Origin of the sequence: Variovorax sp. PCZ-1, assembly GCF_018413605.1 — a bacterium.
In the GTDB taxonomy this organism is placed as follows: Bacteria; Pseudomonadota; Gammaproteobacteria; order Burkholderiales; family Burkholderiaceae_C; genus JANMDU01.
This window is the reverse complement of the sequence record NZ_JAHCDN010000003.1, coordinates 143,100-158,423: the sequence shown is the minus strand read 5'-3', so window position 1 is coordinate 158,423 and position 15,324 is coordinate 143,100. Positions and strand designations below refer to the sequence as shown.

The window sequence follows — 15,324 nt, the reverse complement described above, 5'->3', positions numbered from 1 at the left end:
TTACCGAGCCAGCGAGCGAACGCGCGCTTCCAGAGGCGGCAAGAAGCTGCGATCAAACACCTCGCTCACACTTGGCGCTCGCGGCAGGCGCTTGACGCGCACAATGCGCTCGATCAAGGCTTGCAGGCGTTGATCATCCATATCGCCGATGCCGATGCGGCGGCCTTCGGGGTGCGCCATCTCCATATTGAGCGTGCCTTGCAAGCGGCGCAAATTGAGGGCGGCATCGCTGCCGGGGGCATGACGCTGCAATGCATCAATGGCCGCCTGCGGGCTGCGCACGGTATCCACCAAGCCTTGATTGACGGCGCGCACCAAGCCGGGCAGTGCCTTGCGATCACGCTGATAGGTTTCACGCGTGACAAACAAGGTGTTGCCATACATCTCAGGCAAAACATCCGACCAATTGAGAAAACGCAGCGCTGCTGGGTCAACCCCATAAGGCGTGGCCGATGCAATCAGCGTGTTGACGAAGCCAAACACGCCGTCTGCGCCACGGCCAGCGAGCATATCGCTGACCGCTTGCCCCATGCCGCCCATGGAGCCATCCACGTTGACGCCTTTGGCATCGAAGCCAGCGGCTTGGGCATACATGTCAAACGTGAGTAGCGCAGCATCACTGCCATGCCCTGTGATGCGCTTACCCAGCAAATCGCGGGGAAGGCGAATAGGGCTGCGTGCATCCACCGCGATGGTGAACGGGACCACATTGAAGGTGGTGAAGATCGCTACTGGCCCGGTGTTGGGCGCACTGCGGGCAATGCGCTCGATCAGTGCGCTGATGTCACCGTAGCCGATGTCAAATGCGCCATCGCGCACCATGGGCACCATGGCGGCTGCACCCGGGCCACCCGAGAGCTGCACCTCGATGCCTGCATCACGCAAATAGTGGCGATCTTGCGCGAGCAAGAAAAAAGCGACGTGGCCGGACATGCCGGTGTTGAGCAGCAGGCGATACGACTTGCGCACAACATCTGCACGCGCACGCGCCGCAGCCGGTGGAAGAAGCGCGGCGGTGAAAATTTCAGCGGCTCCCGGTGTGCGCGGCAGTTTGCTGCCTTGCACCATCAGGGCGATGCTGCGAGACAGGCGCGCAGCATCCACATCGCCAAGATGTGTTTGCTGCGCGGAGTTTGGCAGCGCGGCATTCATTTCCAAATCGAGTGTGGCTTGCAGGCGCGCACGCTCGGCCTCGCGATGCAAGCCCGGCGCGGCTTGCAGCGTTGCAGCGAGCCCAGCTTCGGGATCGCGCAGCATGTCTTGCACGCCTCGGTTGATGGCTCGCAGCACAGCCGCGATCACAGCGGGATCATCACGCAGCAAGCGGGGCGAGGCCATCACCACGCTGCCATACAGATCGGGCGCAAACTCGGCAAATCGCAGAAAGCGCACGCGGCGCAACAAGCTCGGATCGGAGGCGACGATGGCGCCAGTGAAGGTGCTGACATAACCAAACACCCCTGCAGCCCGACCCGCAAGAACCTCTTCTGCCATACCAGCCATGCCCGACCACGCGCTGGCGATTTGCACACCCGAGGCATCGATGCCCTGATGCCGACACAAGGCGCCGAAGGTGCGCAGCGCGACGTCTGAATCATGGCCGATGATGCGCTGCCCCAGCAACTGCCGAGGGTGCTGGATCGGCCCGTCTGCCGCCACCAAGACGCAGGAAGGCGAGGCATTGAACATCATGTAAACGCCGCGTGGCGCTGTATCGGGGCTGCGGGCACTGACCTCAATCAGTGAATTGATGTCGCCATAGCCCAAATCGAAATCGCCCGAGGTCATGCGAGGCGCGGCGGTATAAGCGCCACCGCCCGGCGTGAGTTGTAGCTCAATGCCTTCTGCCGCAAGGTAGCCCCGCGTTTGCGCTAACCAGAGCCAAGCTTGTGGGCTGGAGTAACTGGTGTTGAGCAGCATGCGCAGACGCTTGATTGGGCGCTGGGCGCGGCTGGGCAGAACGGCAAACAAGGAGGTGGCAGCAGCGCTGCTGAGACACAAACGACGGTTTGGGCTGACAAGATGAGTGGCGGAGTTCATGGCAGCAATGTATGCCAAGGCGGCGTGATGCTCCATCCGTAGGAACGCCTTTTGGGCTGCGTAGTTCTACGGAGGCTAACCACGCACAAAGGCAGCGGGCTGAGCCCGGCTTAAGCTCATGCTGCTAAGCGTTGCGCCGCGAAGATGACTTGATCAACCACGGCTTTGACTTTTTGTGTGGTGGCTTGGTCGAGTAAACGGCCTTGCGCATCGAAAGCATCACCTGCTTTGCCTAAAGCGAATTGCTGCGGAGCGAGCCAGCATTGCAGATTGCGCAAGAGCGGTGCGAGATGATCCAAGCTGCGCAGGCCGCCCATCATGCCGGGCGAGGCTGAGAGCAGGCCGACGACTTTGCCGGCGAAAGGCTTGGTGCCGTTTTTCCAGTTCGCTGCCTCGTCTTCTGAGCATTCCGCGCCGGCTTTGGCGGGGCTGCTTGCCCAATCGATGGTGTTTTTCAAAAGTGCGGTGTAAGAGCCGTTGTATTCCGGGCTGGTGATGATCCAGCCAGCGTGGCTGTGCATCATTTCTTTGAGGCGGATCACACTGCCCGGCGTGCCGCGCGATTCGAGATCGGCGTTGTAGAGCGGGATATTCAGATCAGAGAGCTCGATATATGTTGGCCTGCAATCGACTTCGCGTACCAAACGGGCGGCTTCTTTGGCGAGCTTGCGGTTGAAAGAGTTGACGCGGCTGGAGCCGGCGAAGATGAGGATGGATTGTTCGCGTGTGGACATAAGACGCAGTGTGCCAGACAACGAAAAACCGCCGAGGTTTGTTGTCAAACCAAGGCGGCGGCAGTGGGTTTAACCCGAAAATTTAAGCGCCAGTGAAGGGCAAGGAGGAGTGGTGAACCACAATGCGCAGCTTGCCTGCGTCATCTTTCACGAATTTCCAAGTCTTATCGACCGTGGTGACTTTGCCGTCTTTGCCGGTGATCATCACATTGCCCATGCTGGTGGCGGAATCACCGGAGATGAAGACAGCCACGTTTTTCGACTCGCACTTGTTCCAGCCGTTCAGCGCAAAGCCGGTGTCTTTCGGGAAGGCTGGGTTGCCACCCACGAAGTAGGCCAGTGCGCCTTCACGTGTGGTGCGGAAGGTTTGTGGCGCTTGCGTCACGGTGGGCTTGAAGAGCACCGCGCCCATTTGGTAACCATAGGCGGCATCAATCACTTTCTCAGCGAGTGCCTTGGCTGCGGGCTGGCCGCTCTTGGCGTGTGTGCTGCTGATGTCGACCAGAGCCTGGCACCAGCCTTTTTGTGCGGCAAGCACTTCAGCTTCGGTGATGGATTGGTTGACCACGGTGGCTGATGCCGAGATGGACAGGGTAGCCAGAGCGATTGCGCCGAGGGAGGTGCGGAGGTTTTTCATGATGTCGTCCTTTAAGTTAACGAGGGTTTGAAAGATATGGGTCTGCTTTTCAAGAGGGCTCTTGTGTTGCTCACCATGAAATGAATTAGAAATGCTGCAATTGAATTTGCTCTGAACACTGCATGAGTAGGAGTTAACAGTTTCATTAACATCAGATGACAACGGTTTTTAAACCTTCGAGCAAGCACAATCGAGCCATGATTCGACATCGACTGAGCTGGGTATTGATTTTGCTGGCCACCACCATTGTTTTGCAGGCGGTGGTGGCGGTGTTTGCGCTGCGCGAAGCACAGCAGCAAATCGTGCGCGGGCGCATTGCCAGTGACATTCATCGCGGCTTTGTGGAAATGTCGGCCACCAAACAGCGCTTGCACACTTGGGTGGCGCAACTCACCTTGGGTGGTGGCGGTGATGTAAAGGAGCGTGACCGGCTCCTTGGCCAGATGAGCCTGACGCTCACCCAACTCCAAGCCCTGACGCAAGCGGCTGCCGACAGCTCTTTGGCCTCAGACCAGCCGCTAGAGCAACGCCAGCGCCAAGAGGCTTTGGATCAACTGAGCAAAACCATTCCCATACTTCAAGCGGCGACCTATCAAGCGCGCCCGACCCCGGCGAATTTACAAGCGCAGCAGGCATGGCAAGCGCTGACGCAGACCTTCGAGTACGCTGGCGGGCAAGATTTGCGGCAATTGATATCACAAAGCATTGTGCGAGAACAGGCTGCGATGGAGCGAAAGCGAAGCGCAGCGGATCAGGCCTTGACGCAGATTCGCTTGATTTGGCTGGGCATGGCGGCATTGCTGGCCTTGCTCTCGCTGGCGGCGATGGTGTACTTCGCCCGCGCCTTGCGTCGCCCGCTGGAGGTGTTGACTGGCGGCGCGCAAGCCTTGGCGCAAGGGCAGTGGCAGCATCGAATCTCGCTGCGTGGGAAAGATGAATTTGCACTCGTGGCTACCAGCATGAATGGCATGGCTGAAAAGCTTGAGCAGCATCATCTGCAAGAAGCCGCGAAACGCACGCAACTGGAAGAGCAGGTGAAAGAGCGCACCACCGAGCTGCATTTGGCCAATGAATCTCTGCGACAAACCGATGTACGCCGCCGCCAACTGCTGGCCGATATCAGCCATGAGCTGCGCACACCCACCACCGCCATTCGCGGCGAAGCGGAAGTGACGCTGCGCGGGGCTTCGCGCACCAGCGAAGAATACCGCGATGCGCTGGGCAGAATTGTGCAAACCTCGCGCGAGCTGGGCGCGGTGATTGATGATTTGCTGTCGATGGCGCGAACGGATTTGGAATCGCTCACCCTTGTGCGCGAGCCGATTGATATGGCTCTTCCGCTGGCTGATGCGCTGGCGCAGGCGGGCGCGCTGGCTGCAGCCAATGGCGTGCGCATGGTGTGCGAGCCGCCGGAGTCGGTGACAGGCCGCGTGTTGGCAGACCGGCAGCGCCTGCGGCAATTGCTGCTGCTGCTGCTTGATAACGCGATTCGCTATTCGCATTCAGGCGGCACGGTGACGCTGCATGTGAGCTTGCAAGCCGCGCGTCCGTCACAGCCTGCGCAGTGGCGCATTGTGGTGGCGGATCAGGGCATTGGTATTCCAGAAGATGAGCTGCCCTTGATTTTTCAGCGCCATTTTCGTGGCCAACAAGCCCGCGAACACCGCGCATCGGGTAGTGGCTTGGGGCTGCCGATTGCCAGCAGCTTGGCGCAGGCGCACGGCGGGAAACTAAGCTTGTCCAGCCAACTGAATCAAGGCACGCAAGCGGAATTGATCTTGCCTGCTCTTGCGTTTGACCCGAGCTTGCCCAGTGGCGCTGCCGCATCACCCGAGACACCGACATGAATGTATTGATTGTGGAAGACGATGCCCGCATCGCCGATTTTTTAATGCGCGGCTTGCGTGCAGAGGGCTATCACGTACAGCGCGCGGCCACTGGCCCGCTGGGGCTGGAGATGGCGCAACAAGCGGCGCGTGATGCCGCGCAGCAGGCCACGCCCAGTGTGGTGGTGCTGGATTTGATGCTGCCAGGGATGAGCGGCATGGAGATTTGCCAAACCTTGCGCGCGGGTGGTGTGCAACTGCCGATTTTGATGCTCACGGCGATGTCTTCGCTGGAAGATCGCGTCAATGGGCTGCGGATGGGGGCAGATGATTATTTGTGCAAACCGTTTGAGTTTGAAGAGCTGCTGGCGCGGCTGGAGGCACTGGGCCGGCGTGCGCGGGCGGTGCAACCGGGGCGCACGCAGTTGCTGCAAGTGCATGATCTGGTGCTTGATCGGGAATCGATGCGGGTGAGCCGCGCTGGCCAGCCGATCAGCTTGACGGCGCGGGAGCTGGCGCTCTTGGAGCTGCTGATGAGCGCACCGGGGCGCATGTTCAGCCGCGAGCGGATTTTGGCCAATGTGTGGGGGCACAACGAAGACCCGCTGACCAATGTGGTGGATGTGTACATTCGCCGCCTGCGCGCCAAGGTGGATGAAGGCCACCCTGCTACGCTGATTCAGACGATGCGGGGGCTGGGCTACCGCTTAGAGCGGGTGGAAAGCAACATGGCTTAAATCACACAACTTAGACGAGTGGACTCACTTTGCCGAGCAGAGTGCCAGCTTAAGGCGCGAGATCTTGCGAGGGGCGAGCCCAGAGATTGAGCCCGCCATCTTGTGCATGCTGATCAATGGCCGTGAGCTCATCTGCTGTGAATGCGGTGTTGCGCAAAGCGCCTGTGAGTTCGGTGATTTGCTCAGGGTGGCTGGCGCCGATCAGGGCGCTAGTGACGCTGCTGTGGCGCAGCACCCAAGCGACGGCCATTTGTGCCAAACTCTGGCCGCGCGATTGAGCGATCTCATGAAGCGCACGCACGCGGCGCAGATTGTCTTCGCTCAAATGATCGGCTTTGAAGCTGCCGCCACCTGCGCGGTGCATGCGCGCATCTTGCGGTGGGCCTTGCAAATAGCGCGCGGAGAGCAAGCCTTGCGCAAGTGGGCTGAAGACGATCGCGCCCGCGCCCACATCCTGCAGCGCGGTGAGCAGGCTGCCTTGGCCTGGTTGCTGCGGATCTTCTTGTTCGATCCAGCGGTTGAGCAGGCTGTAGGAGGGCTGATGAATCAAGAGGGGAACGCCCATGCTGCGCAGAATCGCTGCGGCTTCGCGGGTTTTGCCGGCGCTGTAGCTGGAGATGCCCACATACAGCGCCTTGCCCTGCTGCACAGCACTGGCTAGCGCGCCCATGGTTTCTTCGAGGGGTGTGTGCGGATCAAAGCGGTGGGAATAGAAGATGTCTACATAATCCAGCCCCATGCGCTTTAAGCTTTGATCGAGGCTGGCGAGCAGATATTTGCGTGAGCCGCCGCTTTTGCTGTTGCCGCCATAGGGGCCTGGCCACATATCCCAGCCGGCTTTGCTGGAGATGATGAGCTCATCGCGATACGGGCGAAAATCGCGGCGCAGGTGTTCGCCGAAATTGATTTCTGCCGAGCCTGCTGGCGGGCCGTAATTGTTGGCCAAATCAAAATGCGTGATGCCTGCATCAAAGGCGGTGCGTAGCATTTGCCGCTGCGTCTCTAGCGGCGTGTTGTCACCAAAGTTGTGCCACAAGCCCAATGAGATAGCGGACAGCTGCAGGCCGCGCGCACCGCAGTGGCGATAGATCATGCTTTCATAACGGGTGGGTGAAGCGGTGTACATGATAGATTCTTGTGACAAAACAAACACTATAAATTTAATAGCATTTCGCGCACATTCTACGCCGGCGAAAGACCTTTTTTGCTTGAAATCCCTGCTTTGAAACTGGCGAGTATCACGGCCACGGAAAGCAAGGCGAGCCAAGCCGATAAGCCCCAAGCGCTGAAAACTTGCAAGGCCGTGCCGCTGATGATGGGCCCCAATGCACCGCCCAATGTGTAGCCGGTGATCATGGCGGCTGTGCCTGAGGCCACGGCTTGCGCGCCCATGCTGGCATCGAAGTGATGCGCCACGCGGATCATGGTGAGGGTGTAGAGCGCGCCGCCGATGCCGCCCCAGATCACGGCGGTGGCGTAGAGCAGCCAAGGCCATTGTGCAGAGGCTGCAAACGCCAAGCTGGCTACGAGCAACAGCAGGCCTGCCACACCAAACACGCGCTGCGGTGCAAAGCGATCTGCGGCCAAGCCTGCTGGATATTGAAATACAAAACTGCCTACGCCTAAAGCGCCGACGATGCTGGAGGCTTGCGCGAGGGACAGGCCAAGCGCTGCGCCGTTGGCTGCACTGATGCTGGAGAGGCCCGCTTCAAACACGCCACCTGCAAAGGCAATGAGCACGAGCGCGGGCACGAGGCGCACGGCCTGCCATGTGCTGCCGATTTGCTTCGTGCCTTCTTCGTGCACATGCGTGTGTGCGGCTTGTGTGAGCTTGAGGCGCAGCGCGATACCAAGCGCTGCAAATTGCACGATCGCTGCGGCGATCAAAGTCGTCTTAGCCTCCCAGCCCAAGAAAACTGGCACGAAAGGGCCAGCGGCAAGTGCTGCCCCCAATGCCGTTTGATACAGGCCCATCACTTGGCCGCGTTTGTCTGGCGGCGCATGCTCGGCGAGCAAAGCTTCGGTGGCATTCCACACCGCCGCCGCGCCCACACCACCGGCCACCGCACTCGCACACCACCAAGCAAAGGCATGGGGCGAATCCATGAAGGCGATGTAGCCCAGCGTACACACACTCTCCAGCACCATGCCTGCGAGATACACGCGGCCAATACCAAAGCGCGCAAAGATGCGCGGCATGATCGGGATGAGCAAGGCCACGCAGGCAAAGGGAATCATGGCAAACGCGCCCACGGCTGCTGTGCCCATGCCGCGCTGCTGCAGCAAGACCGCCAACACAGGGCCAAACATGGAAAAAGAAGTGACCACCAGTGTGGTGGCAGCTGCAAGCCACCAGAATTTTTTCATAGGAATTTCATCGCGGGTTAGCCAAACAGCCAATACAGGAACAGCATAAGCGCAATCGCGCCGATGTAATTAACGGCGCTGTGTGCTTCGCTGTAGCGATGGTTTCCCGAAGAAAAAATATCTTTGGTGTGCCCGAGCCACCGATGCAACTGTGTGGCGCTGGCGTCGCCCTTCATGTTCTTGAGTTTCTCACCCCATGGGCGCGCTTGTCGAGCGCGTGTGTTTCTCAGGATGGGCTCTATTTTGTCGAGCAGGGGTTTCACGCTTTCCAGCCTCGGCATAGCCACCACATGGCCGCAGTTTTCGCAGCTCGTGTCTTGCGTGGCATCCAGCGGCTGGCCGCAGCCTCGGCAAGCGATGGCGAGTTGCTGACGCGGCTCTTCTACAGTGAGCACATCGCCATGGCGCACGAGCAAAGCTTGTGTGAGGCGGGGTAAGTCAAACAGCATGAGCGGTGTGTCGCAATGTTTGCATACCGGCGTTTGACCTGAGAGCGAGGTAGGCACATCTTCAACGGGCGCGCCGCAATTGAGGCAACTCGGCGCAGTGTTTTCCTCTTTCAAGGCAGCGAGATCGTGAGAGTTGATCGTGCGCACGAGGCCACGCTCAGCCAGCAATAGCGCAAATCCCTGAAAGTGCCCATGCCCGCGCTCGCACTCCAGCGCAGCCGTGCGCCCAAAGCGTGTGAGATTGCGCACCGCCTTCAAGCTCCCCTTGCAACGCACGCATTGCATCTTTGTTGGCACACTTTGCGCAGCACGTGGCGTGGCGATCATCTCGCGCAGCAAGCCGACCCAACCGAGGCCAGACAAACGCACCGACTCAAACGCATCAAACCACACTAGATGGCAATTACCGCAAACATCCGCAGTCACGCCCTGCCCGTAATGCCCTTCTAACTTGATTTCTTTGAGCGGCTGCTGGCAACTGGTGCAGGTGCTGAGTTGCTGCACGTTTACAGACCTGCGAAATCTATCTGTGTTGCGCTCAAGCCAGAGCTTGCTTCATGCCTTCCAGCACGCCATGCGCTTGTGCGTCAGCATGGTAGCTAGACCGCACCATCGCGCCCACCGCCGCATGGGTGAAGCCCATTTTGTAGGCCTCTTCTTCAAACATTTTGAAAACGTCGGGATGCACGTAGCGCTTGACGGGTAGATGGCTATTGCTTGGCGCGAGGTATTGGCCGATGGTGAGCATGTCGATGTTGTGCTCGCGCATATCGCGCATGACTTGAAGGATTTCCTCATCCGTCTCGCCGAGGCCGACCATGATGCCGCTCTTGGTGGGAACCTTGGGATGCAGGGCTTTGAATTTCTTGAGGAGATTGAGCGAGAAGGCGTAGTCGCTGCCGGGGCGAGCTTGTTTATAGAGGCGCGGGGCGGTTTCTAGGTTGTGGTTCATCACATCGGGGGGCGCGGCCTTCAAGATTTCTAGGGCGCGATCATCGCGGCCACGGAAATCAGGGACGAGGACTTCGATGGTGGTTTGTGGGGAGAGTTCGCGTGTTTTCTTAATGCACTCGACGAAATGACCTGCACCGCCGTCGCGCAAATCATCACGATCCACGCTGGTGATGACGACGTATTTGAGTTTGAGTGCGGCAATGGTTTTGGCGAGATTCAAAGGCTCATCCACATCGAGTGGATCAGGCCTGCCGTGACCGACATCGCAGAAGGGGCAGCGGCGGGTGCATTTGTCGCCCATGATCATGAAGGTGGCGGTGCCTTTGCCAAAGCATTCGCCGATGTTGGGGCAGCTGGCTTCTTCGCAGACGGTGTGCAGCTTGTGCTCGCGCAGGATCTGCTTGATTTCGTAGAAGCGGGTGGAAGGCGAGCCTGCTTTGACGCGGATCCAATCGGGCTTTTTCAGGAGTTCGCCTTGCTCTACCTTCACGGGAATGCGTGAAAGCTTGGCGGCGGCTTTTTGTTTGGCTGAGGCGTTGTAGTTCTCAGCAGATTGCGCTTCGCGGACGACTTCGGTGGTGCTCATGACCGCATTTTACGCGGGGGTGGGTTTTCACGTGGGTTGTTGGGGCTTAGGCTCTCGCAGCAGGAGAACGCAAAAAGCGCAAAACAAACGCAAAATTCGCAGAAGAATTACAAAAAATCAATGTGTATTTTTGCGTCTTTTGCGTTCTTCTCTTCGAATGCGAGCTTGAGCGACCTATCAAGTCGGCATCAAACGATCAATCTCTTCCTGCATAGCCTGCGTGAGCTGGGTGTAGAGCTTGAGTTTTTCGGAGGTGTCGCGCAATCTCTCGGCAATGCGCAGGGAAATCGACATCATGAATTTCGCACCGACGGCGGGGTGTTCGTTGATCAGCTGCTCTAATGCACTGCGCGTAAAGATGGCGGCGTGCACTCGGCTGGTGGCTGTGCAGGTGGCGGAGCGCGGCTCGCCATCAACGATGCCCATTTCGCCTAACAGACTGCCCGCGCCGAGCACAGCGGTCGTGACAGGTGTGGTGCGGCTGACCACGATGCTCTCGACGGTGACTTCACCATCGAGCACGAGCACCATGTAATCGGTGTTGTTTTTGTCGCCTTCTTGAATGAAGACGGTGCCCTCGGAAAACTTGCGCGGTTGCATGTAGCTCACCACAATGCGCGCCTCATCCAGCGTGAGCCGCATCATGGCATCGGGCGCGGCGAGCAACTCGGCGGCAAGCTCTGCACTGTCTGAGCCCTCCGTTTTGAGCAATCGCTCAGCCAAATCCTCATCCAGCACTGTTTGCTGCTCTGTATCGCTGAATGAGCCAGGGGTGCGGGAGAAGAGTTTTTTGAACATACTTGAATCAAGAGAGTAGTAAAATCATAACCTCCAAGGAGCGTTGCAGCAAACTCATGCGAGTTTGTCAGGCTTGGAGCCGATGTGTTCATCACGTACATAGCGAACCGCGCTCACCAATGAATACTTTTTAATTCAGGTGAGCCCCGTGTCTGATACTTCCCAAGCCCCCGTTGTTCCTATGATGCTTTCTGGCCTGGAGCCAGTAAAGATTGGCCAAGGCACACTTTTCGTGAACGTAGGCGAGCGCACCAACGTCACAGGCTCCAAAGCCTTCGCCCGCATGATCTTGAATGGCGAATACGAGCAGGCTCTCGCCGTGGCGCGCCAGCAGGTGGAAAACGGTGCGCAGATCATCGACATCAATATGGATGAGGCCATGCTTGATAGCCAGGCCGCGATGGTGCGCTTTTTGAATCTGATTGCTTCTGAGCCCGATATCGCTCGCGTGCCGATCATGATTGATTCGTCTAAATGGAGCGTGATCGAGGCGGGGCTGCGCTGCATTCAGGGCAAAGGGATTGTGAATTCGATCTCGATGAAAGAAGGTGTGGAGGCATTCAAGCACCAAGCGAATTTGCTGCGCCGCTATGGGGCGGCTGCTGTGGTGATGGCCTTTGACGAAAAAGGCCAGGCCGATACCTATGCCCGCAAGATTGAGATTTGCGAGCGGGCGTATCGCGTGCTGGTGGATGAAGTGGGCTTCCCGCCAGAAGACATTATTTTTGATCCGAACATTTTTGCGATTGCCACCGGCATTGAAGAGCACAACAACTACGCGGTAGATTTCATTGAAGCCACACGCTGGATCAAGCAGAATTTGCCGGGCGCGAAGGTCTCGGGCGGTGTGTCGAACGTGAGCTTTTCATTTCGCGGCAACGATCATGTGCGCGAGGCGATTCATACCGTGTTTCTCTACCACGCGATTCAAGCGGGTATGGACATGGGCATTGTGAATGCCGGCCAGCTTGGCGTGTATGAGCAGATTGATCCGGCGCTGCGTTCGCTCGTTGAAGATGTGGTGCTCAACCGCGATCCAGATGCTGGTGAGAAATTAGTTGCTGCGGCTGAAGGCCTCAAAGGCGCAGCGAAAGACGAATCCACAAAACTCGTGTGGCGCGAGACAGATTTGAATGGCCGCTTGGCGCATGCGTTGATCCACGGCATCACGGATTTCATCACGGCTGATACCGAAGAGAGCTACCAAGCCATCAAAGCCGCAGGTGGCAGGCCGCTGCATGTGATCGAAGGCCCGCTGATGGATGGCATGAATGTGGTGGGCGATTTGTTTGGGCAGGGCAAGATGTTTTTGCCGCAGGTGGTGAAATCTGCTCGCGTGATGAAGCAGGCCGTGGCGCATTTGATTCCCTACATCGAAGAAGAAAAAAAGCAGATGGAGGCCGCAGGGCAAGATGTTCGCACCAAGGGCAAGATCATCATCGCCACCGTGAAAGGCGATGTGCACGATATTGGCAAAAACATCGTCACCGTCGTTTTGCAATGCAACAACTTTGATGTGGTGAACATGGGTGTGATGGTGCCCTGCCATGAGATTTTGGCGCGGGCGAAGGTCGAAGGCGCAGACATTGTTGGTTTGAGTGGTCTCATCACGCCTTCACTAGAAGAGATGCAATACGTGGCTGCGGAGATGCAGAAAGACGATCACTTCCGCATCAAGAAGATTCCGCTGCTGATTGGTGGCGCAACCTGCAGCCGTGTGCATACCGCTGTAAAAATCGCGCCGCATTACGAAGGCCCAGTGGTTTACGTGCCGGATGCTTCGCGTAGCGTGGGCGTGGCGCAGAGCTTGCTCTCGGATCAGGCGACGAAGTTTATCAACGAGCTCAATGCCGACTACGACAACGTGCGCAAGCTGCATGCCAACAAGAAGCAAACACCGATGTGGCCGCTGGCCAAGGCGCGTGCGAACAAAACGCCGCTCGACTGGGCAGCTTACACCCCGCCCGTGCCGAAATTCATTGGCCGCCGCCTCTTCAAGAATTTTGATTTGACGGAGCTGGCCAAATACATCGACTGGGGCCCTTTCTTCCAGACTTGGGATCTGGCCGGGCCCTTCCCGCAAATCTTGAAAGACGAGATCGTGGGCACAGAAGCGCAGCGCGTGTTCTCTGACGGCAAGCGCATGTTGCAACGCCTCATCGAAGGCCGCTGGCTCACGGCCAATGGCGTGATTGGCTTGTACCCAGCCAACAGCGTGGGCGACGATATTGAAATCTACGCGGATGAGTCGCGCAGCGAAAAACTCATGACTTGGCATGGCTTGCGCCAACAAACCGAGAAGCAAATGATCGATGGCGTGATGCGCCCCAGCCGCTGTTTGAGTGATTTCATTGCACCACTCAACACTCCTGAATTGATAGCTGCTCGCGCAGATTCTACGCCGGCGAACGGCCAAAAAGCCTTCAAAAATGATTACATCGGCATTTTCGCCGTCACTGCCGGTATCGGCGTCGACAAGAAAGAAAAGTTCTTTACCGACGACTTAGATGACTACAGCGCCATCATGCTCAAAGCCTTGGCCGACCGTTTGGCCGAAGCCTTCGCTGAAATGCTGCACCACCGCGTGCGTACCGATTTGTGGGGCTATGCCGCGCAAGAGGCGCTCAGCAATGAAGACATGATCGCCGAGAAATATCAAGGCATCCGCCCCGCTCCCGGCTACCCCGCTTGCCCAGACCATTCCCCCAAGCGAGACATGTTCAAAGTCTTGCAATGCGAAGACATTGGCATGGCTTTGACAGAGAGTTTGGCGATGACACCCGCTGCCAGCGTGAGCGGCTTCATGCTCAGCCACCCTGAAGCGCAATACTTCAACGTCGGCAAAATCGGTGAGGATCAACTCAAGGATTTGGCTGCAAGGCGCGGCGAAACAGAAGAGCAATTGCAAAGATTGCTCGCTCCGAATCTCTAAGGCCACTCTGTCCTTAAGAAGTATTGACTTCCGTTTGGGTTGAGCTTGTCGAAACCCTTCGACGAGCTCAGGGTGAACGGTTTGTATTTCATCGTGCCGCATCACTAGATGCCTGCGTGCGACATAAAAAAAGTGGTGCAGCCGATCAAGCTGCACCACCACAACGGTTAGCTCAACGCGTGAGCGGGATTTTTACGCTGCATTTTTGATCGCAGGTACAGCCTCATTGCGAGTCTTCCACAGTGAGACGATCACGCCGCCAGCAATCAGGCCAAAGGTGACGGAAAGTGAGATCACGGGCGGGATTTTGCCGATGATGCCGACCAGGAAGATCTTCGTGCCGATGAAGACGAGCACCATGGCCAGCGCGTACTTCAGGTATTTGAAGCGATGGATCATCGCAGCGAGTGCGAAATACAAAGCACGCAAACCCAGAATAGCGAAGATGTTGCTGGTGTAGACGATGAAGGGATCGGTGGTGATCGCGAAGATAGCGGGCACAGAATCGACAGCGAAGACCAGATCGACAAACTCCACCAGCATCAGTGCGAGAAACAGCGGTGTGGCCCAGCGCACGAGCTTGCCTGTCTTGGGATCAGGCTGCTTGACGAAGAATTCATTGCCTTTGACTTCTTGCGTCACGCGCATGTGTTTGCGCAAGAATTTCAGCAGCGGGTTGTTGGCAATATCGGGCATGTGATCGGCAATGATCCACATCTTGATGCCTGTGAAGACCAAGAACGCGCCGAAGATATACAAGACCCAGCTGTATTGCGAGACGAGCGCAGCACCCAGACCAATCATGATGGCGCGCAACACGATCACGCCGATGATGCCCCAGAAGAGCACGCGGTGTTGGTATTGCCTTGGAATAGCAAAGTAAGTGAAGATGAGCGCGATGACGAACACGTTGTCCATCGACAGCGATTTCTCGATCAAGAAGCCTGTGTAGTATTCCATGCCGCTTTGCGCGCCAAGATACCACCACACCCAGCCGCCGAAGGCGAGCGCCACGCTGATGTAACCCGCTGAGAGCCACAAACTCTCGCCCACGCCGATCTCATGATCGTCTTTGTGCAGCACGCCCAGATCAAACGCCAGCAAGGCGACGACGATGCCGATGAAGCTCAGCCAGAGCCAGGTGGCCTTGCCGAGAAAGGGTTCGTTGAGAAAAAGTTGTAGAGCTTCCATGATGGTGTTTTGATATCAGTTGCGGGTTGATGAGAAAAAAGTATCCCGACCCTGCGCTCAGCATGAGCCACAG

The 15,324-nt window shown here is 57.7% G+C and carries 12 protein-coding genes and 1 riboswitch; of the genes, 3 read left to right on the top strand and 9 right to left on the bottom strand.

All coding sequences use genetic code 11. The annotated features are described in order from the left end of the window. The 3 genes from KIH26_RS14060 to KIH26_RS14050 all read right to left on the bottom strand — a co-directional run bounded on the left by KIH26_RS14060 (position 1) and on the right by KIH26_RS14050 (position 3,411). Positions 1-2,040, bottom strand: a complete 2,040-nt coding sequence (locus tag KIH26_RS14060; RefSeq protein ID WP_213446310.1) for an ABC transporter substrate-binding protein — start codon at positions 2,038-2,040, stop codon at positions 1-3. Between the two features lie 116 nt (positions 2,041-2,156). Beyond that, positions 2,157-2,774 carry an NADPH-dependent FMN reductase gene (locus KIH26_RS14055; RefSeq protein ID WP_213446309.1) on the bottom strand — a complete coding sequence of 206 codons (618 nt, stop codon included), beginning with the start codon at positions 2,772-2,774 and terminating at the stop codon, positions 2,157-2,159. An 82-nt stretch (positions 2,775-2,856) separates the two neighbouring features. Beyond that, complete coding sequence (locus KIH26_RS14050; RefSeq protein WP_213446308.1) at positions 2,857-3,411, bottom strand: metal-independent carbonic anhydrase family protein; 555 nt, start codon at positions 3,409-3,411, stop codon at positions 2,857-2,859. A gap of 197 nt (positions 3,412-3,608) precedes the next feature. Here KIH26_RS14050 and KIH26_RS14045 point away from each other — a divergent pair, with 197 nt between their 5' ends. Beyond that, complete coding sequence (locus KIH26_RS14045; RefSeq protein ID WP_213446307.1) at positions 3,609-5,258, top strand: sensor histidine kinase; 1,650 nt, start codon at positions 3,609-3,611, stop codon at positions 5,256-5,258. Further along, complete coding sequence (locus KIH26_RS14040) at positions 5,255-5,974, top strand: response regulator transcription factor (RefSeq protein ID WP_213446306.1); 720 nt, start codon at positions 5,255-5,257, stop codon at positions 5,972-5,974. Before KIH26_RS14045 ends, KIH26_RS14040 begins: the two co-directional genes overlap by 4 nt. 49 nt (positions 5,975-6,023) lie before the next feature. Here the strand turns inward: KIH26_RS14040 and mgrA are convergent, their stop codons facing one another. The 5 genes from mgrA to KIH26_RS14015 all read right to left on the bottom strand — a co-directional run bounded on the left by mgrA (position 6,024) and on the right by KIH26_RS14015 (position 11,128). Then, positions 6,024-7,103 (bottom strand): L-glyceraldehyde 3-phosphate reductase, encoded by a 1,080-nt coding sequence (gene mgrA / locus KIH26_RS14035; protein WP_213446490.1) that lies wholly within the window; start codon positions 7,101-7,103, stop codon positions 6,024-6,026. 53 nt (positions 7,104-7,156) lie between these two features. Then, the gene (locus tag KIH26_RS14030; protein ID WP_213446305.1) at positions 7,157-8,341 is read right to left on the bottom strand and encodes an MFS transporter; all 1,185 of its coding nucleotides are present in this window, start codon (positions 8,339-8,341) and stop codon (positions 7,157-7,159) included. Between the two features lie 17 nt (positions 8,342-8,358). Beyond that, the gene (locus tag KIH26_RS14025) at positions 8,359-9,294 is read right to left on the bottom strand and encodes a TFIIB-type zinc ribbon-containing protein (protein ID WP_213446304.1); all 936 of its coding nucleotides are present in this window, start codon (positions 9,292-9,294) and stop codon (positions 8,359-8,361) included. Positions 9,295-9,328: 34 nt separating this feature from the next. Continuing rightward, positions 9,329-10,330: a lipoyl synthase gene (gene lipA, locus KIH26_RS14020; protein ID WP_213446303.1), complete on the bottom strand. Its 1,002-nt coding sequence runs from the start codon at positions 10,328-10,330 to the stop codon at positions 9,329-9,331. Positions 10,331-10,507: 177 nt separating this feature from the next. Further along, positions 10,508-11,128, bottom strand: a complete 621-nt coding sequence (locus tag KIH26_RS14015) for a Crp/Fnr family transcriptional regulator (RefSeq protein WP_213446301.1) — start codon at positions 11,126-11,128, stop codon at positions 10,508-10,510. A gap of 29 nt (positions 11,129-11,157) precedes the next feature. Further along, positions 11,158-11,250, top strand: a riboswitch (S-adenosyl-L-homocysteine riboswitch). A 59-nt stretch (positions 11,251-11,309) separates the two neighbouring features. Here KIH26_RS14015 and metH point away from each other — a divergent pair. Further along, a complete protein-coding gene (metH, locus tag KIH26_RS14010; protein ID WP_213446489.1) occupies positions 11,310-14,060 on the top strand; it encodes a methionine synthase in 2,751 nt (916 codons plus the stop codon). A gap of 192 nt (positions 14,061-14,252) precedes the next feature. Here metH and KIH26_RS14005 read toward each other — a convergent pair whose 3' ends face one another. Beyond that, positions 14,253-15,251, bottom strand: coding sequence for a TerC family protein (locus tag KIH26_RS14005; protein ID WP_213446299.1), 999 nt, complete (start codon positions 15,249-15,251; stop codon positions 14,253-14,255). Positions 15,252-15,324: the final 73 nt, after the last annotated feature.